The sequence below is a fragment of the Egibacteraceae bacterium genome, from assembly GCA_035540635.1.
GTDB lineage: Bacteria > Actinomycetota > Nitriliruptoria > Euzebyales > Egibacteraceae > DATLGH01.
This window is the reverse complement of record DATLGH010000037.1, coordinates 1-23,533: the sequence shown is the minus strand read 5'-3', so window position 1 is coordinate 23,533 and position 23,533 is coordinate 1. Positions and strand designations below refer to the sequence as shown.

The 23,533-nt window shown below is 74.7% G+C and carries 26 protein-coding genes; 20 read left to right on the top strand and 6 right to left on the bottom strand.

Annotated features, from left to right (window positions below; translation table 11 throughout):
* Positions 1–116: 116 nt before the first annotated feature.
* Together VM324_06780 and VM324_06775 are read left to right on the top strand one after the other, a co-directional pair.
* Positions 117–833, top strand: a complete 717-nt coding sequence (locus tag VM324_06780) for a hypothetical protein (GenBank protein HVL98977.1) — start codon at positions 117–119, stop codon at positions 831–833.
* A gap of 172 nt (positions 834–1,005) precedes the next feature.
* On the top strand, positions 1,006–2,202 hold the full coding sequence (locus tag VM324_06775) for an MFS transporter (GenBank protein HVL98976.1): 1,197 nt from the start codon (positions 1,006–1,008) through the stop codon (positions 2,200–2,202).
* A gap of 138 nt (positions 2,203–2,340) precedes the next feature.
* On the opposite strand, the gene VM324_06770 is transcribed toward VM324_06775, so the two are convergent.
* The 3 genes from VM324_06770 to VM324_06760 form a co-directional block, all read right to left on the bottom strand.
* Positions 2,341–3,420: a sigma-70 family RNA polymerase sigma factor gene (locus VM324_06770; protein HVL98975.1), complete on the bottom strand. Its 1,080-nt coding sequence runs from the start codon at positions 3,418–3,420 to the stop codon at positions 2,341–2,343.
* Between the two features lie 212 nt (positions 3,421–3,632).
* On the bottom strand, positions 3,633–4,652 hold the full coding sequence (locus VM324_06765) for an NAD(P)-dependent oxidoreductase (GenBank protein HVL98974.1): 1,020 nt from the start codon (positions 4,650–4,652) through the stop codon (positions 3,633–3,635).
* Positions 4,649–5,704 carry a hypothetical protein gene (locus VM324_06760; GenBank protein HVL98973.1) on the bottom strand — a complete coding sequence of 352 codons (1,056 nt, stop codon included), beginning with the start codon at positions 5,702–5,704 and terminating at the stop codon, positions 4,649–4,651. Before VM324_06760 ends, VM324_06765 begins: the two co-directional genes overlap by 4 nt.
* Positions 5,705–5,826: 122 nt before the next feature.
* Here VM324_06760 and VM324_06755 point away from each other — a divergent pair, with 122 nt between their 5' ends.
* On the top strand, positions 5,827–6,708 hold the full coding sequence (locus VM324_06755; GenBank protein ID HVL98972.1) for an alpha/beta hydrolase: 882 nt from the start codon (positions 5,827–5,829) through the stop codon (positions 6,706–6,708).
* A 30-nt stretch (positions 6,709–6,738) separates the two neighbouring features.
* Here the strand turns inward: VM324_06755 and VM324_06750 are convergent, their stop codons facing one another.
* Positions 6,739–7,149 carry an NUDIX domain-containing protein gene (locus VM324_06750; protein ID HVL98971.1) on the bottom strand — a complete coding sequence of 137 codons (411 nt, stop codon included), beginning with the start codon at positions 7,147–7,149 and terminating at the stop codon, positions 6,739–6,741.
* 59 nt (positions 7,150–7,208) lie between these two features.
* On the opposite strand from VM324_06750, the gene VM324_06745 reads away from it, so the two are divergent.
* On the top strand, positions 7,209–7,544 hold the full coding sequence (locus VM324_06745) for a hypothetical protein (GenBank protein ID HVL98970.1): 336 nt from the start codon (positions 7,209–7,211) through the stop codon (positions 7,542–7,544).
* 7 nt (positions 7,545–7,551) lie between these two features.
* Here VM324_06745 and VM324_06740 read toward each other — a convergent pair whose 3' ends face one another.
* Together VM324_06740 and VM324_06735 are read right to left on the bottom strand one after the other, a co-directional pair.
* Positions 7,552–8,907, bottom strand: a complete 1,356-nt coding sequence (locus VM324_06740; protein HVL98969.1) for a TldD/PmbA family protein — start codon at positions 8,905–8,907, stop codon at positions 7,552–7,554.
* Entirely contained in the window at positions 8,904–10,349 is a 1,446-nt protein-coding gene (locus VM324_06735; protein HVL98968.1) for a TldD/PmbA family protein, read from the bottom strand. The genes VM324_06740 and VM324_06735 overlap by 4 nt, the downstream gene beginning before the upstream one ends.
* A 142-nt stretch (positions 10,350–10,491) precedes the next feature.
* Between VM324_06735 and VM324_06730 the strand changes: the two genes are divergently transcribed.
* The 16 genes from VM324_06730 to VM324_06655 form a co-directional block, all read left to right on the top strand.
* The gene (locus tag VM324_06730) at positions 10,492–11,352 is read left to right on the top strand and encodes a PHP domain-containing protein (protein ID HVL98967.1); all 861 of its coding nucleotides are present in this window, start codon (positions 10,492–10,494) and stop codon (positions 11,350–11,352) included.
* Positions 11,346–11,933, top strand: a complete 588-nt coding sequence (locus tag VM324_06725) for an FHA domain-containing protein (GenBank protein ID HVL98966.1) — start codon at positions 11,346–11,348, stop codon at positions 11,931–11,933. Before VM324_06730 ends, VM324_06725 begins: the two co-directional genes overlap by 7 nt.
* Positions 11,934–12,347: 414 nt before the next feature.
* Positions 12,348–13,250, top strand: a complete 903-nt coding sequence (locus tag VM324_06720) for a flagellin (protein ID HVL98965.1) — start codon at positions 12,348–12,350, stop codon at positions 13,248–13,250.
* 75 nt (positions 13,251–13,325) lie between these two features.
* Positions 13,326–15,215: a flagellar filament capping protein FliD gene (gene fliD / locus VM324_06715; GenBank protein HVL98964.1), complete on the top strand. Its 1,890-nt coding sequence runs from the start codon at positions 13,326–13,328 to the stop codon at positions 15,213–15,215.
* Positions 15,216–15,246: 31 nt separating this feature from the next.
* Positions 15,247–15,642, top strand: a complete 396-nt coding sequence (gene fliS, locus VM324_06710; protein ID HVL98963.1) for a flagellar export chaperone FliS — start codon at positions 15,247–15,249, stop codon at positions 15,640–15,642.
* Positions 15,639–15,953 carry a hypothetical protein gene (locus tag VM324_06705; protein HVL98962.1) on the top strand — a complete coding sequence of 105 codons (315 nt, stop codon included), beginning with the start codon at positions 15,639–15,641 and terminating at the stop codon, positions 15,951–15,953. The genes fliS and VM324_06705 overlap by 4 nt, the downstream gene beginning before the upstream one ends.
* Positions 15,954–16,099: 146 nt before the next feature.
* Positions 16,100–16,444: a hypothetical protein gene (locus tag VM324_06700; GenBank protein ID HVL98961.1), complete on the top strand. Its 345-nt coding sequence runs from the start codon at positions 16,100–16,102 to the stop codon at positions 16,442–16,444.
* A 2-nt stretch (positions 16,445–16,446) separates the two neighbouring features.
* Complete coding sequence (locus VM324_06695; GenBank protein ID HVL98960.1) at positions 16,447–16,857, top strand: flagellar basal body rod C-terminal domain-containing protein; 411 nt, start codon at positions 16,447–16,449, stop codon at positions 16,855–16,857.
* A gap of 19 nt (positions 16,858–16,876) precedes the next feature.
* Positions 16,877–17,164: a flagellar hook-basal body complex protein FliE gene (gene fliE / locus VM324_06690; protein ID HVL98959.1), complete on the top strand. Its 288-nt coding sequence runs from the start codon at positions 16,877–16,879 to the stop codon at positions 17,162–17,164.
* Positions 17,165–17,191: 27 nt separating this feature from the next.
* The gene (fliF, locus tag VM324_06685) at positions 17,192–18,715 is read left to right on the top strand and encodes a flagellar basal-body MS-ring/collar protein FliF (protein HVL98958.1); all 1,524 of its coding nucleotides are present in this window, start codon (positions 17,192–17,194) and stop codon (positions 18,713–18,715) included.
* On the top strand, positions 18,712–19,743 hold the full coding sequence (fliG, locus tag VM324_06680; protein HVL98957.1) for a flagellar motor switch protein FliG: 1,032 nt from the start codon (positions 18,712–18,714) through the stop codon (positions 19,741–19,743). The genes fliF and fliG overlap by 4 nt, the downstream gene beginning before the upstream one ends.
* Positions 19,744–19,951: 208 nt before the next feature.
* The gene (locus VM324_06675; protein ID HVL98956.1) at positions 19,952–20,524 is read left to right on the top strand and encodes a FliH/SctL family protein; all 573 of its coding nucleotides are present in this window, start codon (positions 19,952–19,954) and stop codon (positions 20,522–20,524) included.
* The gene (locus VM324_06670) at positions 20,521–21,822 is read left to right on the top strand and encodes a FliI/YscN family ATPase (GenBank protein HVL98955.1); all 1,302 of its coding nucleotides are present in this window, start codon (positions 20,521–20,523) and stop codon (positions 21,820–21,822) included. Before VM324_06675 ends, VM324_06670 begins: the two co-directional genes overlap by 4 nt.
* Positions 21,819–22,232, top strand: a complete 414-nt coding sequence (locus VM324_06665; protein ID HVL98954.1) for a hypothetical protein — start codon at positions 21,819–21,821, stop codon at positions 22,230–22,232. The genes VM324_06670 and VM324_06665 overlap by 4 nt, the downstream gene beginning before the upstream one ends.
* Positions 22,229–22,870 carry a lytic transglycosylase domain-containing protein gene (locus tag VM324_06660; GenBank protein HVL98953.1) on the top strand — a complete coding sequence of 214 codons (642 nt, stop codon included), beginning with the start codon at positions 22,229–22,231 and terminating at the stop codon, positions 22,868–22,870. The genes VM324_06665 and VM324_06660 overlap by 4 nt, the downstream gene beginning before the upstream one ends.
* A partial coding sequence (locus VM324_06655) for a hypothetical protein (GenBank protein ID HVL98952.1) occupies positions 22,867–23,533 on the top strand: 667 nt, incomplete at its 3' end. The genes VM324_06660 and VM324_06655, both read left to right, overlap by 4 nt.

Genomic DNA, 23,533 nt, shown 5'->3' with positions numbered 1-23,533 from the left:
GGCCGTCTTCGGCCCTCGGGGGCATCGTATCGGGCGGGGGTCGCCGTCGCAGACCACCCCGTGCCGGCGGGCACGCTCGCCGGTACGCCCTCCCGTGTCCGCTAGGTTGTCCGGCGATGTGGGCGCGGTGGGTTCTCGCGGGGCTCGTCCTCGTCTGCGCGGGGTGCGAGCTGCGCCTCGACGTCGAGGCGGCCCTCGACCGCGACGGCGGGGGACGGCTCGAGGTGGCGGTGACCGCCGACGACGACCTGCTCACGCGGGCGCGGACGGCCGGCGCCGAGCCCCTCGACGACCTCGCGGCGGCCGGCCGTGCGCTCGGCCGGGGGTGGGACGTCGCCGACACCACCGACGCGCGGGGGCGGCGCACCGTCGCGCTGGCTGCGCGCGCCCGCAACCCCGCCGGCTTTCAGCGTCTCGCCGCCGACCTTGCGGGAGCCCTCGCCGCTCCCGAGGTCGCGCTCCTGTCGCCGCTGCGCGTCACGGTCGACGGCGAGCGGCTCGTTGTCGAGGGCGCCGCCGGCCTCCAGCCCACCGAGGCCGTCGCCGAGCTCGGGCTCACCCCCGAGCAGGCCGTCACGCTCCTGCGCGACGAGGCCGCGTTCGGCTACGCCGTGCGCCTCGCCCTGCCCGGGCCCGTTCTCGGCTCGACCGCCGAGCGGCAGGACGACGGCGTGCTCACCTGGGTGGTCGAACCCGGTGAGCAGGTGACCGTCCACGCGGTGGGGGAGCGGCCTCCGCCACCGCTGTGGCCACTCGTCGTGGGCGCCGTTCTCGGGATGCTGTTCGCCGCGCTCGTCCTGCGGCGCCTGGTCGTCGTGCGCCGCCGGCGCTGACGCGCCCCCGCGGTTGCCACTCCGGCACACGTGGCCGAGGGGACCCCGAGCCCACCGGGCGACACCACCTGCCTGCACGTGCGCCTGGCGGCGAGGACCTCTCCCACGTGCATGATGTGTCCCGCGAGCGCCACAGACAGGGAGAGCCGTGCCAGGTGGATCGGGCGAGCCGATGGCTGAAGCCGGGGGCGCTGCCCTGGCCGTGGCGGTGGCGTGCTGCGGGCTCGTCCTCGCCGCGCTGCCCGTCTTCCTCGTCGGGGGACTCGCGGTGCAGATCCGCGCGGAGCTCGACTTCAGCGAGGCGGCGCTCGGCATGGCGGTGTCCGGGGCGCTGCTGACGGGCGCCGCCGCCGCGCCGATCGGCGGACGCGTGGCCGACCGCCTCGGCGCACGCACCGCCGTGCTCACCGGCAGCTGCCTGAGCGCCCTCGCGCTCGTGGGCATCTTCGCCGCAGCCAGCAGCTGGGCGCACGTGGCGGTCATGCTCGCCCTGTCGGGGCTTGCCTTGGCGCTCACCGACCCGGGGCTGGCAATCCTCATCGCGCGTGCGGTACCGGTCTCCCGGCAGGGTCTCGGCTTCGGGCTCAAGGAGGCGGCGATCCCGATCGCGACGCTCGCTGCGGGGCTGGCCGTGCCCGGCATCGCCCTGACGTTTGGCTGGCGCTGGGCGTCGGTGATCGGGCTCGCACCGCTCGTGGGTCTTGCGGTCATTCTGCCGCGGGTCGACCTCTCCACGCGTGCCGACGCGATCGCTCCGGCGCCCGCCCCCGCGACGACGGGCACGGGCGACGCCTCACCACCCACCGCGTTCGTGCTCGTGGCCGCCGCGGCGGGACTCGGAAGCGCGGCGGCGAGCGGTGTCGGCATATTTCTCACCGAGAGCGCCGTCGCCATGGGGCTGTCCCCGTCGAGCGCCGGACTGCTCCTCGCTGTCGGCAGCGTCGCGGGGATCATCGCCCGGATCGCCACAGGTGTGCTCGCCGACCGCCGTGGCGGTCCGCAGCTGGGCGTCGTCACATGGATGCTGATCGTGGGCGCCGGTGCCATGGCGCTCGGCGCCACCGGCACCGGGCCGCTGCTCGTCGCCGGCACCGTCGGCGCCTTCGCGGCGGGCTGGGGATGGTCGGGACTGCTGTTCCTCTCCCTGGTCCGGGCGCGTCCGGACGCGCCCGGGACCGCGGCCGGCATCGGCGTCGCGGGTCTCGCGGCCGGAAACGCGCTCGGACCGCTGCTGTTCGGGGTGACCGCCCAGGCAGTGTCGTTCGGTGCGGCGTGGGCAGGCGCGGCCGGGGTGGCGGGGATCGCCGCCCTGCTCATGCGCCTGGCGCGGGCCCGCTTGCCGGCCGCGGCGAGCGCCGCACCCGCGTAGTGCCCGCCCAGCCGGCCCCCCGGCAGCCGGCCGACCGCTTCCGCGAGCAACCGGCGCCCCGGTCGGGCCAATCGCGGTTACGAGCCCCCGAACGTCGCGTTCCGCCCCAGTACCCCCAGGCGGAAGGCGAGGGCTTCTCTAGTGTCCGGCGTGGACGGGAACGTTCGCGGGGGGCTCGCCGTGCAGGACGGGGCCAGTGCCGCCGGCGGGCAGGGAAGGTCGCTGGAGCGCGCGCAGCAGCTGTCCCAGCGCCTGCTGCTCGATCGTGCGGACAGTCTCGCGCGACACCCCGAGCTCCTTGCCGAGCTCGACGAGCGTCTTGGCCTCGTGGCCCTCCAGCTCGTAGCGCCGGCACAGCACGTACCAGCTGCGCTCGGGCAGCTCCCGCCTGCCGGTCGCGAGCACGTCCTCCACGAAGAGCCGGTCGACCACCTCCTCGTGAGGGGAGTCCGTCGCCCGCGCGAGCATCCCGCCCCACTCGCAGGAGTCGTCCTCGTCGCTCACTGGCTTGTCGAGGGACAGGACGGCCAGGTCGGCCGCCAGCGCGTCGCGGACCTCGTCCCCGGAGAGGTTGGTGGCCTCGGCGAGCTCGGCCATGCAGGGGGCTCGGCCGAGCTCGCCCCACAGGCGCGACTGGGCGGCACGGACCTTCAGGAGGCTCGCGTGCACGCCGGCGGGCAGCCGGATCGTGCGTTCGTGCTGGGCCGTGCCGCGCTGCAGCGCCTTCTGGATCCACCAGGTGGCGTAGGTGGAGAAGCGCAGCCCACGCCGCCAGTCGAACTTCTCGACCGCCCGGATGAGCCCGAGGTTGCCCTCCTGGATCAGCTCGTCCAGGTCGAGGTGCGACCGGCGGCCGAACTTCGTCGCCTCCGCCACCACGAGGCGCAGGTTGGCCGACACGAAGCTGTCGAACGCCTCCCGGCCCTGCGTTGCCTGTTCGCAGAGCTCAGCCCGGGTTGTCACATCGAGTTGGGCCCCCTCGTCGGCAAGGCGGGCCTCGGCCTCCCGGCCGGCTTCGATCTGGCGGGCCAGGCTGCTCTCCTCCTCCGACGTCAACAGCCGCACCTTGCGCAGCTCGGCGAAGTAGAGGCTCAGCAGGTCCTCGGGCAGCGCCTTGCTCTCCGGGGCACTTGGGGCACGACCGTGCGGCTCCGCCTCCGCGGGCTCACCGTGTCGGGGCCTCCGCCGGCTGTGAAGCACGCGCGCGCGGGCCGCCATCACCGGCACCTTTCGTCGGCGCGTGCCCCGAAGCCATGCGGCGGCTCAGGGGTCCTCGGGTCCAGTGGCATGCCAGGCTCCCGCACGATGCGGCGTTCGGGGCGGCGTTCGGCCACGCTCATGACTCCAAGGTAGAACCTTGAACCTCCTTCAAGGTCAAGGGTACGGTCTGCGGGGCGCGCCCTCGGCAGACCGGGGGTGGCGCCATGGTCTCAGATGATCCAGCGGTGCTCGGCGTACCACCCGGCGTTCGCCTGGATCGCGCCGGGGATGCCGGTCACCCGGGGCCGGAAGCCGGTGCCGGCCAGGGCCGCAAGGCTGAGCCGGTTGTTGCGGTTGGCCTTGTTGAGGTAGCGGATGCGCTGCTTGGACAGGATGATGTCGCCGCGCATGCCGGCCGCGAGCATCCGGTCGTGGGTCGCCTGCCGCTCCTCGTAGGAGAGCCCGGGGGTTGGGTCGTCGGTCAGCTCGAGCGCCATGCCGAGAGCCCGGGTGACGGCCGCGGCGACCTCGTGGCTCGACGGGTACACGCCGGAGTCGAGGTTGAACGCGCGTCCGGGGGCCGCGTCGACCTGCGCGAGGTGCAGGCAGGCCGCGACGACGTCGTCGACGTGGACGAGGCGCATCTCGACGGGTTCGCGTGGGACGGAGAACGCGCCGAGGCCGGCGTGGCGCTCGATCGCGGCGTCGAGGATCGTGCTCGCGACGAGCTTCACCGCCCCGGGCCCGAAGATGGTCGCCGGCCGCAGCACCGTCACCGGCAGGCCCTTGCGGGTGAACTCCCACGCCGCCTGCTCGGCCCGCCACTTGCTCTCCGCGTAGCCGGGCCCCGGGTGGCACTCGGCTTCCTCGACGACCGGCTGCGGCAGGGCGACCTCCTTGCCGTACACCGAGGAGGTGCTCACGTACACGACCCGTGGCACCCCTGCCTCGTACGCGGCCTCCAGCAGGTGCTGGGTGCCGGCGACGTTGACCGCCTCCATCTCCTGCGGCGTGGAGGTCGAGCTCGCGGCGCCCGCGGCGTGCACGATGGCGCCCGTGCCCTCGACGAGCGCGTCGAGCGGCCCCGCCGTGAGGTCGGCCTGCCGGTAGTCCACGTCGTCGGCCAGCCCCGGTGGGCGGGCACCGCGACCGCACGTGCGCACGGCCTTCCCGCGACGGCGCAGGGCCTCCACGAGGTGCGACCCGAGGAACCCCGTGCCGCCGGTGACGAGCGTGACGTGGCCGCTCACGACGGCGTGCTCCCGCCCGTGCCGATGCGCTGCTTCTCCTTGCGGACGAACGCGGCTTTGGCCTTCGCGCGGGCGACGCGCTCGGACTTGCCCTCGGCGATGAGCCGGTCGAAGACCTCCTTGTCGATCTCCGGCTCGATGTGGGCGTCCTTCTGCTCGGCCTGCCCACCGCCGGCCGGCGCTGCCTCCTTCGCGACGGGTGCGGCCGCTGGGGCCGCCGCCGCCGCGGCGGGCGCGCGCGCCGCCGGGGCGCGCTCCTCCTCGTCGCGGAAGCGGGGCGTCAGCTCGACGAGGGCGCAGTTGGCCTTCCACCGGTCGGCGGCCTCGTTCGGGTCGGTGAGGTTGAGGCGCTTGGGCAACGCCGTCTCGACGATCCGCATGTAGGTCGGGTCCTCGGGCGCGATCACGCGCACGGCGGCGGGCACGCGGCTGACCCGGCTGCGCACGTCCTTGCTGCGGGCGGTGATCTCGACCTCGTCGGCGTCGGCGAGGTGCGGGACGTTCTGCTCCGTCGGGCCGGAGACCACGTAGACCTTGCCGCCGTCGAACACGAACCACACGGGCTGCTCGTGGTGGGAGCCGTCGGGCTGGGGGACCGTGAGCCAGAGGATGGTGCCCTTCTTGACCGCCTTCTTGAAGGTCTCCTCCGCCGCCAGGCGCAGGTCGCCGCCCGAACTAGCCTCGATGAACACCGGGATCGACCCGACCTCGCGCCCGTCGACGGAGAAGGTGAGCGTGTGCTCGTCGGGGTTCTCGATGACGACGTCGCGCAGCGTCGACACGAAGCGGTCCTGGGCCATCTGACCCTCGAGCTCGATGCGCCGGGGAGGCGAGCTCGCCCGCTCGCGGCCCCTGCGGTCGCGGAGCACGAACTGCTCGATGTAGGTGCCCTGCGGACCCTGGTAGTCACGGAGGACCGCGATCGGGCGGGCCATGCCCGGAAGGCCGTCCTCGACGCGCACCACGGGGTCGAGCAGCGACGGGTCGATGCGGCTCGCCTCGTAGATCTCCCGATCGAGGGCCAGCGCATAGTGCAGCTCCGCCCGTGGCATCCCCACCAGTCCTTTCACGCAGCGCGGAATCGCGAGTATATCGGCGCCTCGGCGGGCTTCGGCAGCGCCTTTCCAAGGCGGCTACGCTCCTTTCGCGCGGCGACCGAGGATCGCGGAGGGGCGTGGACGGCGAGGAGCTGTGGGTGGCCAGCGACGCGACGTCGCTGCGTCTCGTCGCCTACGACGGTCCGGGGGCGGGCGGCCCCTCCGTGGTGGCCCTGCACGGCCTCGTCACCGCCGTCGACGTGCTTCGCGGGGCGGTGGTGGGTTTCGACCCCTACCGGCGGCTCGCCGCCGAGGGCTTGAACGTCCTCGCCCTCGACTGGCCGGGGCACGGGCGCAGCGGCGGGCGCCGCGGTCACCTCACGTACCGGGGGGCGATGGCCGCCGCGGCCGCGGCGACCGCCTGCGCCCGGCAGCGCTGGGGAGGGCCGGTGGGGCTGTTCGGCACCGCCCTCGGGGGCGTCCTCGCGTTCTACGCCGCGCTCGAGGGCAGCGGGGTGGGGGCCGTGGCCTGCCACAACGTGCTCGACCTGCGCGACATCCGTCCGATCCTGCAGCGCACCCGCCAGGGCGTCCTGCTGCCGGCGGCGGGCCTCCTGCGCCGCCGCCTTTCCCCCCGGCGTCAGGAGGCGATCACCATCCCCGCGTCGACGGTGGTGGCCACCGCCGACCTCGCGGAGGACCCCCGGCTCGCCCGGACCCTGAGCCGCCACCCGCTGTCGGTGCGCCGCTATACCCTCGCGGGGCTCGGTTCCATCCTGCTCACCCCGGAGGACAAGCCCGACGTGAGCGCCCAGGCCGTGCCGACGTTCGTCGCGGTGGGGTCGAACGACCGGGTCCTGCCGGAGACGACCACCCGGGCGTTCGCCTCCCGCCTGACGGTCGACTCCGAGCTGTGGGTGCTGCCCGGCGGCGGCCACCAGATGGCGCTCGAGCACCCCGACGCCCTGCTGCCCGTCGCGGCCGGCTTCCTGAAGCGCCACCTCGCCGGGGGGCGGTAGCCGGGGAAGCGAGGCGGTCGGCCCGACGGGTCAGCGCAGTCGGGCGAGGACGCCGTGGTCGGTGAGGAACTCCACGAGCAGCGGCACGGCGTCGAGGGAGGCGAGTGCGTCGCGCCCGGCCCATCGCACCGCCGCGGCGTCGTCTGCGGCGACGGGCTCGCCGGGGCCGACGGCGACCCAGTGGTTGAGGATCACCCAGTGGTGGCCGTCGACGCAGCGTTCGGCGACGCCGCAGAGGCCGGTGACCCTGCCGCGCAGGCCCGTCTCCTCGGCGAGCTCGCGGGTGACGGCCGCCGCCAGGGACTCGCCCGCCTCGACCCGGCCCCCGGGGACCGCCCACCTGCCCGCGTGGCTGCCCCGCGCGCGCTGCACGAGCAGGAGGCGTCCGTCGCGCACGCAGACGGCCCCAACCGCCACCTCCGGCGCTGCGTTTGCCCCCATGCGGACACAGGGTAGGTCATGAGCACGCCCGTAGAACGACGAGCGAGAAGGAGACCCGCATGGCTTCCCAACCACCCCCGGAGCGCGAAGTGGTGCGTGAGCCCGCCCGCGAGCGGGAGGTGGTACGCGAGAGCGGGCCTGCTCCCGGCGGCGGCGGGCCGTGGGGGGTCATCGCCGCGATCGTCGGCGTGATCCTCGTGGTCCTGCTCGTGTTCTTCCTCATCAACAACCTCGGCGGTGGCACCGACACCGACACGGGCACCGACATCGACATCGAGGCGCCGGAGGCCCCCGATCTCGAGGCGCCCGACGTCGAGGCCCCTGACGTCGAGGCCCCTGACCTCGAGGCCCCCGACGTCGATGCGCCCGGCGGTGGGGACACCGGCAGCCCGTAGCCCGTAGTCAGCCGAACGTCGTCGTGCCGGTGAAGGTGAACGCCGGCAGGCGCAGCGCTGGGAAGAGGCTCCCGGCTAAGAACAGCTCCGACGCATAGGCCGTCTCGGAGCTGACGGCGTCGACCTCGCGCAGCGCCCCGAGGACCGACTGGGTGAACCGCAGGTTGCGTACCCCCGCGGACAGGCGTCCGTTCTCGATGAGGAAGGTGCCGTCGCGGGTCATGCCGGTCAGCAGCGTCTCCATCGGCTCGATGACGTTGGCGTAGTGGAACCGCGTGACGAGCAGCCCGCGCTCGCACCCGGCGACGAGCTCGTCGATGCGCCCTCCTTCGCCCGGGGTCATCACGGGGTTCAGGGCCAGTGGGCCGTAGGGGTTCGGCGCGAGCAGCCCGTGGCCGGTGGAGGCCACGCCGGCCTGCGCCGCCGTGAACCGGTCGTGCACGACCCCCCACACGACACCGCCCCGCAGCAGCTCGACACGCTCCTTGGGGGTGCCCTCGAAGTCGAAGGGAAAGCCGACGGTGTCGGGGGAGAGCGCATCGTCGACGATCGAGACCTCGGGCGCGACGACGCGCGCGCCCATGCGCCCGCTCGTGAACGCGCGCCCCTCGAGATACGCCTTCGCGCCGAAGCCGAGGTAGGCGAGGAACTGCACGAGCGTGCCCGTTGCGGCGGGTTCGAGGACGACCGGCCAGTCTCCGGGGGCCACCGTGACGGGCTTGGCGCCCGCACGGGCCTTCCCCACGGCGTTGCGGGCGACGGCCTCGGCGTCGATGGCCTCCGTCGTGCGTCCGCCCTGCTCGGCGTAGCCCGACGACGAGGGCCCGTCGACGACGAGCGTCAGCTGTGCCACCGACAGCGGCGTGTAGGCGCGCTGGCCGGCGCTCGTGAACACCGCGAGCTCCGCGCCCCCCGTCGTGTAGGCCCCGGCCGCGCGCAGGCCCGCCGGCGTCGAGGCGAGCACCTTGCGCACGGCGGCTGCCCGTTGGGCGGGCGTCGCGTCGAGCGTGGCGGCGTCGGCCTGCACCCCGGCGGTGACGGCGGGTGGTGCGAGGCCGGGGAACGCGCCGTCCACCGTCGAAACCCGCGCGAGCTCGTGTGCCCGTTCGGTGGCTGCGGCGACCTCCCGGCGATCGTCGGTGTGCGCGCCCGCGACCCCGACGCGTCCGTCGGGCGTGACGACGCGCACGTTGACGAGCACGTCCTCCGCCCAGGTGTTCTGGTGCACCTCGGAGTTCGCGAAGCGTGTCACCCCCCCGACGGTGCGGTGCACGACCACCTCCACTGCGGCCGCTCCGTCACGCGCGAGAGCCGGCAAGGCGAGGCGCTCGCAGCCGTCGGCTCCGAGCAGGGGGAGGGTCACGACGTCCCGACCTGCACGTTGCGAAACCGCGCCGGTGCCGTGCCGTGCGCGACCCTCGCCGTCTGGGGCGGCTGGCCCTTCCCGCAGTTCGGCGTCCCGTGCACCGTCCACTCCCCGGGCCCGGCGATGGCGTCGCACGACCCCCAGAACTCCGTCGTGCGCCCGGTGTAGGTGGGATTGCGGTAAAGCCGCCCGAGCCGCCCGCCGCGGATCTCGTAGGCGGCCTCGCAGCCGAAGGTGAAGTTCACCCGCTTGTCGTCGATGGACCACGAGCGGTTGGTCGTGAGGAACACCCCCTCGCCGGTGTCCTCGAGGAGCTCGCCAAGGCTGCCCTCGCCCGGCTCGAGATGGATGTTCGTCATCCTGATGAGCGGCAGGGTGGCCCACGAGTCGGCGCGCATCGTGCCGTTGCTCCGCGCCGACTCCGACACTCGTGGCGCGGTCTCCCGACTGGTGAGGAAGTCGCGGAGCACCCCGTCGACGACGAGAGGGTGGCGCCCCGCGGGCACGCCCTCGTCGTCGTACCCGTACGTCCCGAGCGCCTTGGGGGTCGTCGTGTCGAGCGTGAGGTTGACGAGCGGGGAACCGTAGCGCAGGGAACCCGCGTCGGTCGGGGACAGGAACGAGGTGCCCGCGTACGCGGCCTCCCACCCGAGGATGCGGTCGAGCTCGATCGGGTGCCCGACCGACTCGTGGATCTGCAGGGCGAGCTGGTTCGCGTCGACGACGACCGTCGCGACGTCGGCGGGCAGGTCGGGGGCGGACAGCAGCGCGACGGCCTCCTCGGCGTAGCGGGGCGCCTGCTCGGCCAGGCGCAGGGCGGTGATGTCCTCCCACCCGCCCGTCCCCGCGTAGCCGCGGAAGGAGTTCGGGAAGGAGCGTGACTGCACCTGCCCGTCGCGCACGGCCACGCAGTCCACGCCCCCGCTCACCTGGAGGATGGTCTGGTCGATGGCGGACCCCTCGCTCGAGCGGAACCACTTCGTCGTGCGCCAGGCGTCGAAGCTCGCCCGCGCGAGGGTAAGGCCGGCAACCGTCCGGGCTGCGGCAGTGGCCGCCAGCAGCAGCGCGAGCTTGTCGCCGAGGTCCACGGCGAACGGGTCGGTGGCGTGCGGCGTCGCCCACGAGCCCCGCATGACCTCGGCCGGCGTGAGGCGCACCGGGGTCCGCTGCGTCGTCGCGCTCGCCCGGGCGAGCGCGACGGCGGTGCGGGCGGCCGCCTGCAGGCCCCTGCGCTCGAGGCGGGGAGTGCCCGCGAAGCCCCACGAACCGCCAACGAGCACCCGCACGCCGACACCTCGGCTCGTCTGGCGCTCGACGCCCTCCACCCGGGTGTCCTGGACGGAGACCGACTCCGTCTCGTCGAGGACCGCCCGGACGTCGGCGTACTCCGCGCCGGCCGCCACGGCCTCGTCGAGGGCGGTCTCGGCCTCCTCCCGCATCGCGTCAGCATAGGGTGACGGCGAACGAGGAGTACGGCGGCAGGGGCTCGACTACCCGGCGAGAGCGCCTTCACGTAGCGGCGAGCGCCGTCCGCCGCCCCTCCCGGTAGTGCCGGCCGGCCGTTGGGGTTAGATTCAGGGCGTGATCGACCTGCACACCCATACGGTTTTCTCCGACGGTACGACAACGCCCGAGCAGAACGCCGCTCTGGCCGCCGCCGAGGGGCTGAGCGGGCTGGCCCTCACCGATCACGACACGCTCGCCGGCTGGGCGCAGGCCGCCGAGGCGTGCGCCCGCCACCGCCTGACCTTCGTGCCCGGCATCGAGCTGTCGACCGAGGTCGCCGGGTCCAGCGTGCACATCCTGGGCTACTGGTGCGATCCCGCGCACCCCGGCCTCGTCGCCGAGTGCCACCGGCTGCGCAACGAGCGCAGCCGCCGGGCCGAGCGCATCCTCGCGCGCCTTGCCGAGCTCGGCGTCGACTGCAGCCCCGAGCAGGTTCGCGCGCACGCCGGCGGCGCGCCCGTGGGCCGACCGCACATCGCCGCGGCCATGGTCGACGCCGGCGTCGTGCCCGACCTGCGGACCGCGTTCGACGACTACCTGCGTGACGGCGGGCCGGCGTACGTGCCGAAGCACGCGCTCGCACCGGCCGACGGCGTCCGCCTCATCCGCGCCGCCGGCGGCGCGGCCGTGATCGCCCATCCGGGCCTGGAGACCCGCGCCACGGCCACCGGCACGACGCTCGTCGAGGAGCTCTGCGCGGTCGGCCTCGCAGGCGTCGAAGCCGACCATCCGGGCCACGACGCGGAGACCGCCGCGTTCTGGCGGGCGTTCGCCCGCGAGCGGGAGCTGCTCGCCACCGGCTGCAGCGACTTTCATGGCGACCGCAAACCCGTCAAGATCGGGGAGCGCACTACCGCTCCCGGCACGGTGGAGGCCCTGCGCGAACGGTGCGCACCCGCACATGCGGCCGTGGAACGGAAGGAGGGGCCGTGGTAGGGCCCGCAAGACGACTCACCCCCCTGCCGATGTTCGTCGTCACCGGCGAGGGGCCGCTGCGGGGTGAGCAGCTGGTGATCCAGGGCGACGAGCTCGTGCTCGGCCGCAGAGCCAACAGCGACCTGTGCCTCGCCGACCCCCACGTCAGCCGTGCCCATGCGCTCGTCCGCCGCCAGAGCGGCGCCATCTGGCTCGAGGACCTCGGCTCCACCGGTGGCACGTTCGTCAACGGGGAGCCCATCACCGGCTCCCGCGCCCTCCGCCACGGCGACGTCGTGCGGTTCGGCAGCGTCGAGACCCGTTTCGAGGACCGCAGCGCCCTGATGGAGCGCGAGGACGCCACCGAGATGCTCGAGCCACTCGCGCCGGCCGAGGACAAGCCCGTGCTCTCGCCCCGCCAGCACGAGGTGCTGCGCTACCTGCAGGAAGGCCTCACGAACCCCGAGATCGCCAAGCGCCTCGGCGTCACCGAGCGCACCGTCAAAGCGCACTGCCAGGAGGTCTTCGACCGCCTTGGTGCCCGCAACCGCACCGCTGCGGTCGCCGCGGCCATGCGCCTCGGCCTCGTCGGGGACGACTGACCACCCGCCCGGCCGCTGCAGGTGGCGAGCGGATCGCTACGCTGTCTCCCGTCGGGCCGCCCAGGCCCGCCCTCCACGCAACCGCTCGGAGGCTTCACATCACAACCAGTGGGTCGACGCAGGCGCCCCTCGCCGCCGACGGCGGCGACAGGTGCCGGGGACCCCATACTGGACGCCCCTGAACCGCGCGCACGCCGCCCGAGGGCGGCCGGTGCGGTTCACGCTCCGGAGTGGATGACACCGCTCTGAGACGGGCTTGTAGCGGAGGGTGGGACCTGGGCGGCCCGTCGCGTGCGCGCGGCCGCAGGGCGGCGGCCAATCTTTCTCCTTCAGTCGGGCGGCGGGCGACCGACAGGAGGGGGGACCCGGCCACGGAAGCGCCGGGACGACCGAGAGAACACGGAGGTTCTTTCCATGCGCATCAACCAGAACATCGCGGCGTTCAACGCCTACCGCAATCTCAACGTCACCAACGACCAGATGAACAAGTCGTTGGAGAAGCTGTCGAGCGGGTTCCGCATCAACCGCGCTGCCGACGACGCGTCGGGTCTCGTGCGCTCCGAGGGCCTGCGGGCCGAGATCGGCGGCACGAAGCAGGCGATCCGAAACGCCCAGGACGGCATCAGCTTCGTGCAGACCGCCGAGGGTGCGCTGAACGAGGTGCACACCATCCTCCAGCGCATCCGTGACCTGGCGGTTTCAGCGGCGAACTCGACATCCGACGGTGCGGCCGAGCAGGCCGAGGTCGACGAGCTCGTCGCGGAGCTGTCCGCCATCGGTGGGCGCACGACGTTCGCCGGCGGCTCGGTCTTCGGCAACTACTCCGTCGCCGCGGACCCCGGTGACCCCGGCGACCCGGCGGCGACCCCGCCGGTGCCGGCCACCCCGCCCACCGCGAGCACCGCGAAGGTGTTCCACGTCGGCGCGGGCAACGGCACCGCGAACCAGCTGTCCATCACCGCCGACCTGCGGATCGACACGGGCAGCGCGACGAACGGCTTCCTCGGCGTCGACCTCGGCGCCATCGACCTCACCACCGGCGCCGACGCGGCGATCGCCACGCTCGACACCGCCATCGCCAACACCTCCACCGTGCGCTCGGAGCTCGGTGCGACCCAGAACCGGCTGGAGTCGGCGGTGCGCAACCTCTCCGTGGCCGCGGAGAACCTGTCGGCGGCCGAGTCGCGCATCCGCGACACCGACATGGCCGAGGAGATGGTGAGCTTCACGCGCAGCCAGATCCTCCAGCAGGCCGGCACGGCGATGCTCGCGCAGGCCAACCAGGTCCCGCAGACGGTCCTGTCCCTGCTGCGCTAGCTCCCACTCGCACGCGGTGGCCGCCGCCTCCGGGATGTTTGCGGGGGCGGCGCGCCCGTCGCGCAGGAGGACGCCATGAGCACCCCGATGTTCTCGATCGGTGGCATCTCCTCCGGCCTCGACACCGACGGGATCATCCGCCAGCTCATGGCGCTCGAGCGGGTCCCGGTCGTGCGCTTCGAGCAGCGTCAGGCGGCCCTGCGCCAGGTCGACGACGCGTGGGGGCGCATCACCACGCGGCTGTCCGCGGTGCGCACCGCCGTCGACGCCCTGCGCCGGCCGGAGACCTTCGCCCAACACGTCACCGCGACCTCCAGCAACCCGGAGGCGGTGAGCGTCACCGCGAGCGGCACGCCGGCGCCGGGGTCCACGGAGCTCGCCGTCGTCCGTCTCGCGTCGGCTCACCAGCTCGCCGCGGGGGGGACGTACACCGCCCGCGATGCGCGTGTCGGCGAGGGCGCGCTGACCCTGACCCGCGGCGACGGCACGGTGCTGGCCACGCTGCCCACCGACGAGCACACCACCCTCGACCAGCTCGCCCAGCGCATCACCGAGGCGAAGGTCGGCGTCGCCGCCCAGGTGGTCAAGACCGGCGAGAACGCCCACCGCCTCGTCGTCACCGCGACGGGCAGCGGCGCCGGGGCCCGCTTCGGCCTGCAGAGCGCGGTCGCGGGGCTCGACACGGTCGAGGAGCTGCGCCGCGGCGAGGACGCGCACCTGCGGGTCGGCACGCTCGACGTGCACCGGCCCACCAACACCGTGAACGACCTCGTCGAGGGCGTCACCCTCCAGCTGCGCCAGGTCACCGGCGCGCAGTGCGTAACGGTGTCGACCCGGCGCGACGCCGACGCCGCGGTGAAGACCGTGCGCGGCCTCGTCGACGCCCTCAACGGCGCTCTTGCGAGCATGAAAGAGCTCTCCTCGTACAACGCCGAGTCAAACCGCGCCGGCCCGCTGCAGGGCAACGCGACGCTGCGCCGACTCGTCAGCGACCTGCGCGCTGCGGTATCGGGCGCCGTCGCCGGCCTCGGCGGGGTGGACCGCCACGCGAGCGAGGTCGGCATCGGCCTGGACCGCCACGGCGCCGTAACCCTCGACGAGGCGAGGCTGCGGGCGGCGCTCGCCGACGGCTACGAGCGGGTCACGGCGCTGTTCGCCCGTGCCGGGGCCGCCACCGACGCCCGTGTCGTCTACGCCTCCGCGACGGGCACGACCGCCGCCGGCACCTACGCGGTGCGCATCGACAGGGCGGCGACCGTCGCGTCGGTCACCGGGGCGACCTACCTCCCGCCGACCGGCGAGCCGAAGGTCTTCACGATCACCACCGGCAACGGGGCGGGCGTGAGCGTGTCCATCGAGGAGGGCGCCGACCTGGCGACCGCCGTGCGGCGGATCAGCGACGCGCTCGCCGCGCACGGCGTGTCGACCCTGGCCGCGACCGTGAAGGACGGCGGCCTGCACCTGGCCGAGACCCGGCACGGGTCGGCGCACGCCTTCACCGTCGCCGGCAGCGGCGACGCCGGCCTCGACGGCGTGCACGCCGGCAGCGACGTGGAAGGCACGATCGGCGGCCTGGCGGCCACCGGCCGGGGGCGCACCCTGACCGGCACCGACGGGGCCGTGATCGGCCTGTCCGTGCGCGTCAGCGCGTCCCAGGACACCGTCGACGCCGCGGGGGGCGCGTTCGGCGAGGTGACCTTCACCACCGGTCTCGGCGGCGCGCTCGACCGGACTGTGCGGGTGTTCGAGGGCGCGGGGGGCGAGATCGCCCGCGCGCGGCAGTCCATCACCAACGAGATCCGTCGCTTCGGCGACCGCATCGCCGAGTTCGACGTCCGCCTCGCGAGCCGGGAGACGACGCTGCGCCGCCAGTTCAACGCGCTCGAGAGCGCGATGGGCCGCCTGAAGTCCCAGAGCGCGTGGATGGCCTCCCACATCCAGTCGCTGAACGCCCAGCGCGGCTAAACCGCCCGCCGGCGCGGCCGACAGGCATCCCATGTACGCGGACAGCCGTCGCCACTACCAGTCACAGGCGGTCGAGACCGCCGGGCCCGCCCAGCTCGTGCTCATGCTCTACGACGGGGCGCTCGCGGCGCTGACCCGGGCAACGCAGGCGCTCGACCCCGGCGCGACGGAGGCGGACCCGGAGTCCGCCAACCGCGAGCTCCAACGAGCTCAGGACATCCTCACCGAGCTACGGGTCACGCTCGACGTCGCCCGCGGCGGTCAGATCGCCGCGAACCTCGCGGCGCTCTACGACTTCTGCCTCGAGCAGCTGCTCGACGCGAACATCCGCAAGGATGCGAGCGAGCTCCCCGCCGTGCGCAGCGTCGTGGCCGGCCTGCGCGACGCGTGGGCCACCGCCTGCTGTGCGGCGCCCGTCGGGGGATGACACCTGGGGCGCACCAGGCGCCGCTCGACGCGTTCGCCACGTACCTCGACCGGCTCGAGACCGCCCTCGCCGCCGAGGACTGGGACGCCGTGGAAGGCGCCGGATGCGACGTGGCGGCGCTCGACCCCCAGCGCTGCACCGGCGCCTGCGGGTGCGCCGCGGCGGCCGAGGCGCTGCTCGCCCGCGCCATCGCCTGCGAGCGTCGCATCCGCGCGGCCATGGACGGTCGGGCGGCGGAGCTCGGCGGCATCGCCGCGCGCCGCAGGGCCGCGGCGGTCTACGCGCCGGGGGAAAGCAGCGACAGCCCTTAACACCCCGCGGCTCACGGCCGACGGGGACCGCGCACCACACAACCAGCCGCTCGAGCAGCGGCTCGCAGAGACGGATCGCAGCGGGCGTCAGGGAAGAGCCGCCAGGCTCCTTCTGACGTCCGCTCTTGTCGTACGAGGAGGTGGAGATGTCCGGCGACGTGCTGGCCGCGATCGAGTACGCCGTCCGTGGGCTTTCCCGACGGGCAGATGTCCGCGCCCACAACGTCGCGAACGTCAACACCCCCGGGTTCCGGGCGGGCCGCGTGGACTTCGAGAGCAACCTGCGGGCCGCGCTCGCAAGCGGGTCACCCGAACGGGCGGCGGCGCCGGCGGTGCGCCCCGACCCGTCGCTGCCCAACCCCAGCGGCAGCACCGTGGACCTGGAGAACGAGATCGTCGGGATGATGAAGGACAACCTCCTGCGCGACGCGATGGTCAACTCCTACAACGCGAAGGTCGGCATGCTGCGCGCCGCGATCGGAGGGCGGTAGGGGTGGGCGCCTTCTCCGCCATCGACGTCGGCCGCACCGGGGTGGGCTTCGCCCGCTACTGGATGGACACGATCGCCCACAACATCGCGAACCAGCACACCGTGCGCGCGGCGGGCGAACAGCCTTTCCGCGCCCGCCTCGTCGTCGCGCAGTCGCTCGGGGGCGAGATCACCCCGAGCGGGTCGGGCGTCGCCGTGCGCGCCCTCGTCGCCGACGGCAGGGAGCCCGCACGCGTCCACGACCCCGCGAACCCGCTCGCCGACGCGGAGGGCTTCGTCACCATGCCCGTGGTCGACCTCGCCGGGCAGATGAGCGACCTCATCATCGCCAACCGCACCTACCAGGCGAACCTCCGCACGATCGACACCGGGCGGGAGGCCTACCAGGCCGCGCTCCGCCTCGGTCAGCGCTAGCGAACCGGAGCGACTTCCCGTGGCCATCCCTCCCATCCCCCCGATCGGCTCCGTCGCCGCCACAGCGCCCGCGTCTCCGGCGGCCGCCCCCGGCTTCGGCGCCGCCATGCAGCGCGGCCTCAGCGAGGTCTCCGCCCTCGAGCACGCCGCCGACCACGTCACGAAGAACGTCGCCACCGGCGGGGGAGCGCAGATCGCCGACCTCATGGCCGCCACGACGAAGGCGTCGGTGGGCGTCGACCTGCTCGTCGCCGTCCGCAACCGGGCGGTGGAGGCCTACCAGGAGATCATGCGGCTGCAGGTCTAGGCCCAGTCGCTCGAGAGGACCTCTTCATTGGACATCCGCGACCGCATCACCGGCTTCGTGCGCGCCCTGCCCGTCGCGCACCGCGTCGGCATTGCCGTGGCCCTGGCGGCGCTCGCCATGCTCGGCGTGCTGTTCGTGCGCTGGATCACCACCCCCAGCTACACGGTCCTCTACACCGGTCTCGACGACGCGGCGCTCGCCGCGGTCATCGACGGGCTCGAGACCCAGGGGGTCCCCTACCGCCTGGAAGCCGCCGGCTCGCGGGTCCTCGTCCCCCGGGAGCGCCTCTACGCCACGCGGGCGGCGCTCGCGAGCGAGGGCGTCGCGGGCCCGACCCAGCCACCCGGCTACGAGCTCCTCGACGACCAGGGCCTGTCGGTGTCGGACTTCCGCCAGCGCGTGGGCTACCAGCGTGCGCTCGAGGGCGAGCTGGCGAAGACCCTGTCGGCGATGGACGGGATCCGCCAGGCGACCGTCCACCTCGTTCTGCCCGAGGAGGAGCTGTTCGCCGAACGCCAGCAGCCAGTGACGGCGTCCGTCCTGCTCGCCACGACCCGCACGCTCACCCCCGGGGAGGTCGAGGCGGTGACGTTCCTCGTCGCCTCCTCCGTCGAGGGGTTGGAGGTCGCCCAGATCACCGTGGCCGACGCGTCGGGCGCCGTCCTCCACGCGCCGGGTGACGCCGGCGGCGCGAGCACGGCGACGAACCGCAACCTGCGCCAGACCCGCGAGTTCGAGAAGGGACTCGCGGAGGACATCACCGCCCTGCTGGAGCGCGTCACCGAGGGCAGCCCCGTGTCGGTGGTCGTGCGCTCCACCCTCGACTTCGACGAGCAGCACACCGAGACCGAGAGCTACAACCCCGACAACCAGGTCACGTTGAAGGAGCAGACGAGCGGCGAGCGCTTCGCGGGCACCGGGGCGGTGCCGGGCGGGGCGGTCGGCCTCGACGGCGGCCCGCTCGCGGGTGAGGGGCAGGAGAGCAGCTACGAGCGCGACGAGGCGCTCCGCGAGTTCGGGGTGGACAAGACCACCACCCGGACGGTCGCCGCTCCCGGCCGCGTCCAGCGGCTGTCGGTGGCCATCGTGATGGACGACGGCAGCCTCACCGGCGCGCAGGTCCCTCCCGACGACCAGATCGAGGGCCTCGTGTCGGCCGCTTTGGGCCTCGACCCGGAGCGCGGCGACGTCATCGCGGTGTCCACGCAGCCGTTCCCCGCCCAGGTCGAGGAGGCCGCGCCCGAGGAGGCAAGCCGCCTCGGCGACCTCGTCCCCCAGCTCGTCGGCGGCCTCGTCCTGCTGCTCGTCGTGCTCGCGCTGTTGCTCATGACCCGCCGGCGCACCACCAGGGTCCAGGAGGTGGACCGCCAGCGGACCGCGATCCTGCCGGCCCAGGAGGAGACCCGGGTCCTCGAGCGGCCCGAGCCCGAGCCGGCCGGGGTCACCGCCGGTGGCCTGCAGGCCGACGTCGCCGAGCTCCTCCAGCGCCAGCCCGAGGAGATCGCCATGCTGCTGCGCGGCTGGCTCGCGGACCGGCGGGGGCAGGCGTGACCGGTCTCGTGACCCAGGCGCTGGGGGGGGTATCGCAGCGCACGCGGGCGCAGAAGGCGGCTGCGGTGCTGCTCGCCGTGGGGCCCGACGCGGCCGCGGGCGTGCTCGGGCACCTGAGCGAGGCGGAGGTCGAGCAGGTGGCCCTGGAGGTCGCCACACTCGGCGACGTCGCCGGTGACGAGGTCCAGGCCATCCTCGAGGAGTTCTACGCTGAGGCGATCGCCCACCAGCACCTCGTGTCGGGAGGGGAGCGCCACGCGCGGGAGATGCTCCGGCGGCTGCGGGGCGCGGAGGGCGACGACATCGTCGACCGCCTGCTCGCCACGGTCCAGACGACGCCGTTCCAGTTCCTGCGCGTCCACGAGCCCGTCGAGGTGCTCCGCCACCTGCGTGACGAGCACCCGCAGACGCTGGCGCTCATCCTCGCGCACCTGCCGGCGAGGTTCGCAGCGCAGATACTCGGCGGCCTCGAGCCGGAGGTGCAGGCAGAGGTGGCCATGCGCGTGGCCAACCTCGACGCGACGTCACCCGAGGTCGTAGCCCGGGTGGAGGCGGCGCTGCGGGAGCGCCTCGGCTCGCTCGAGCGCAGCCGCCTCGACGAGCGCGGCGGGGTCCGCGAGCTCGCCGCGCTGCTCAACCACTCGGACCGCGGCACCGAACGGGCGATCCTCGGCAACCTCGAGTCGGCCGACCCCGAGCTCGCCGAGGAGGTCCGGGCGCTGATGTTCGTCTTCGAGGACATCGTGACCCTCGACGACCGCGCCGTGCAGCAGGTCCTCCGCCAGGTCGACGTGAAGCGGCTGGCGCTCGCCCTCAAGGGCGTGTCGAGCGACGTCCGCGAGACCGTCCTGCGCAACCTGTCCGAGCGCGCCCGCGAGTCGCTCGTCGAGGAGTCGGAGCTGCTCGGCCCCACCCGGGTCCGCGAGGTCGAGGAGGCCCAGAGCGAGGTCGTGCGGATCATCCGCCGCCTTGACGAGGCGGGCGCGATCGTCATCAACCGCGGCAACGACGGTGAGCTCATTGAGTGACATCAAGCAGCGAAGCGGTATGTCCCAGATCCGTGACATCAAGCAGCGAAGCGGTATGTCCCAGATCCGTGACATCAAGCAGCGAAGCGGTATGTCCCAGATCCGTGACATCAAGCAGCGAAGCGGTATGTCGCAATCCGTGACATCAAGCAGCGAAGCGGTATGTCGCAATCCGTGACATCAAGCAGCGAAGCGGTATGTCGACATCATGAGTGAGCTGCTGACCCGCCCGACGGTGCTCGCCGAGCCGCGGCCGATCGCGGGGCCGGCGCCGGCGCTCGACGCGTTCACCCGCGCCCGCGTCGACGAGGCCGCCGCGGCGGCGTACGCGCAGGGCCTGCGCGACGGTGCCGAGGCCGCCCGGGCCGAGGCCGTCGCGGCGGCGCGGCGCCTCGTCGGGGTGCTCGAGGCCGCCTGCGCCGGCGTGGTCGCCGAGGTCCGGGCCCTGCGCCTCGCGCAGGTCGACGCCGACGTCGAGCTCGCGGAAGCGATCGCGGAGGCGGTCCTCGGTCACGAGCCGTCCGACGGCGCGGCCGTCCTAATCCAGCGGGTGCGGGCCGCACTCGGCCGGCTCGACGACCCCGAGCTCACCGTGCACGCGAACCCGGGCGACGTGCCGGCGCTGGCCCCGGCACTGCGCGCCGAGGCCGGCGTCGCCGTCGTCGCCGATCCGGGCCTGCCCGCGGGCGAGGCGCGGATCACCGGGCGCTGGGCCCGCGCCGAGCTCACCCGCGCAGCGGCCCGGGACACGGTCCGGGCGGCGCTGGGGCCCCCGCGGTGAGCGTCGCACGGGTGCGTGGCCTGGACGCCTGCTCTCCGACGGGTGCGATCGCCCGCGTGGCCGGGCACGACGTCGAGGTGCGGGGGCTGCGCCTGGCGGTCGGCGACGCGCTTACCGTCCACACGGGGACGGGAGACCGGCCGGCGGAGGTCGTCGGCCTCGGCCCCGAGGGCGTGCGGGCGCTGCTGCTGGCCGACACCGCAGGCCTGGCGCGAGGCGACCGGGTGTCCGTGGGGGGCGCGGCGTCCGGCGTCGTCGTCGGGGAGGGGCTGCTCGGGCGGACCCTCGACGCGCTCGGCCGCCCGGTGGACGGTCGGGGTCCCCTGTCGGGCGAGCGGGTCGGGCTCGACCTCGACGTGCCGCCGGCGCTGGCCCGCCGGCGGATCACCGAGCCGCTGCCGGTGGGGGTGCGGCTCGTCGACACCCTCGCCACGGTCGGCCGGGGTCAGCGCATGGGCATCTTCGCCGGCAGCGGGGTCGGCAAGTCGACGCTGCTCGGCATGATGGTGCGTGGCACGACCGCCGACGTGAACGTCGTGGCGCTCATCGGCGAGCGCGGGCGCGAGGTGCGCGAGTTCCTCGAGGACGACCTCGGCAGCGAGGGCATGGCGCGCACCGTCGTCGTCGTCGCAACCTCCGACGAGCCGCCGCTCGTCCGCCTGCGCGCCGGGTTCCTCGCGACCCGCATCGCCGAGTGGTTCGCCGACCGGGGGGCGGACGTGCTGCTGACCATGGACTCCCTCACGCGCCTGGCAATGGCGCAGCGCGATGTCGGCCTCGCGGCCGGGGAGCCCCCAACGGCCCGGGGCTACACACCGTCGGTGTTCACGCTCCTGCCCCGGCTGCTCGAGCGCGCCGGGCCGCGGACCGCCGGTTCGATCACCGGCTTCTACACGGTGCTCGTCGAGGGCGACGACATGAACGACCCCGTGGCCGACGCGGCGCGCTCGATCCTCGACGGCCACCTGGTGCTCGACCGGCGCCTGGCGACCGCCGGGCGCTACCCGCCCATCGACCCGCTCGCGAGCCTGAGCCGGCTCGCCGGCAAGGTCGTCACGCCCGAGCGGCGTCGAGCCGCCACCGCGGCGCGAGCGGCGCTGGCCGCGGCGGCGGAGGTCCGCGACCTCGTCGAGGTCGGCGCGTACGCGCCCGGGACGAACCCCGAAGCCGACCGGGGGCTGGCCCTGCAGCCGGCGATCGTCGACTTCCTCCGCCAGGACTCCGGTGAGCCGGCCGGTTTCGAGGACGCCTGGGCACGCCTCGCTGCGCTCGTCGGCGACGATCAGGAGGCACCGTGAGGAACCGCATCGCCACGGTCCTGCGGGTCCGGGCCCTTGCCGAGCGCCACGCTGCCCGCGTGCTCGCGGGGGCCGAGCGCGACGTCCGCGCCGCCGAGCGTCTCGTGGCGCACCGGCGCGCCACCGCCCACCCCCCGCCCGCGGCGGTGTCGCTGCGGCCGGTGGAGCTGCGGGCGCTCGAGCTGCAGCGGCTGGCCGGCCACGAGCTCGTGACCGAGGCGCTCGGCGAGGAGGCCGCCGCCCACGAGCGCCGCGCCGCGCTGGCCCGCGCCTGGTCGCTCGCGTCGATGCGGCGGCGCAGCGCCGAGCAGCTCGCCGAGCGTCGCGCGGACGCGGTGGCCGCCGCCGCCCGCGCCGCCGCGGACAGCGCGCTCGACGAGGCGGCGCTGCTGCGCTGGGAGGCGCCGTGACCGTCGCCGGCCTTCCCGCGGTGCTCTCCCGCATCGCCGAGATCCAGCAGCGCTTCGTCCCCCCGGCGCGCTTCGCCGCGGCGCTCGCCGAGGCCACCGCCGCCACGGCGGCTCCGGCTCGCCCCGGGCCCGCACCCGCGCCGGTGTGGCAGCCGCCGGCGCCGTCGTCCGCCGCCGGCGTCGGTGCGGCCGGAGGCGGCCCGGTGGTGAGCGCGCCCTCGGCCGGCGCCCCGGAGTGGGCGGCACGGCTGCCCGAGGCTGGGCGCCAGTGGGCACCGGCCATCGCCGACGCCGCCGACCGCGCCGGGGTCGACCCCCGGCTGCTCGCCGCGCTCGTCTGGGCGGAGTCGGGCTTCCGCGCGGACGCGCGCTCGCACGCCGGCGCGACCGGGCTCACCCAGCTCATGCCCGGCACTGCCCGCGGCCTGGGCGTCGACCCGCACGACCCGGCGAGCAACCTGCTCGGCGGGGCCCGGTACCTGCGCGCCCAGCTCGACCGGTTCGGCTCACCGGCGCTCGCCCTGGCCGCCTACAACGCGGGCCCCGGCCGTGTCGCGCAGGCCGGCGGCATCCCCCGCATCGCGGAGACCCAGGCGTACGTCCCGCGCGTGCTCGACTACTACGCGAGGTTGCGATGAGCACTGCCATGCCCCTGCCCGCGGTGTCCCCGGCGGCCCGGGGACCGCGCCCGGCCGACGCCGGTCCGGTGTCCCCGCACTTCTCGGCGCTGCTGCTCGACGCGTGCGCGAACCCCGCCGTCGCGGGGTCGCCCGCCGCGGGGGACCGGCGCGGTGAGCCGGCGCACGGCGACGGAGGCGGTGAGCCTGCGCCCGCCCCGCACGGCCTCGACGGCGACCCGGGCTCGCTGGCGGGGGCCGCCGTGGCGGTGGCGCTCGCCGGTCCGCCGGGAGGCTGGCCGGACGCCGGCCCGCCGTCCGTGGCCGGCCGCCGCGCCGATGGGGCGGCGGGGGGCGTGGCGACCGCCGCGCCGGTCATCGGCGTTGACGCCGGCGCGCCGAGCGCCCCGTCCCCGGCCGCGAGCGCCCGCCTTGCCGGCGAGCTCGTCGACCGGAGCGGGGGCGCCGGCGAGGACCCCCGCACGGGCGACGGGGTGCCGGCACCTGGCGAGCTTCCCGCCATCGGGGGTCCTTTCGTGGGACCGGCCGGAGCCGCCCGCGCCGCCCCCCCGGCATCCGCACCGGCTGCCGTGCCCCCGGACCCGGCGGGCCTCGCCGAAGGGCCAACCGCGCCCGCGCCCTCCCCCGCACCGCCGCCCGCGCCCGCGCCCGCGGACCTTCCCC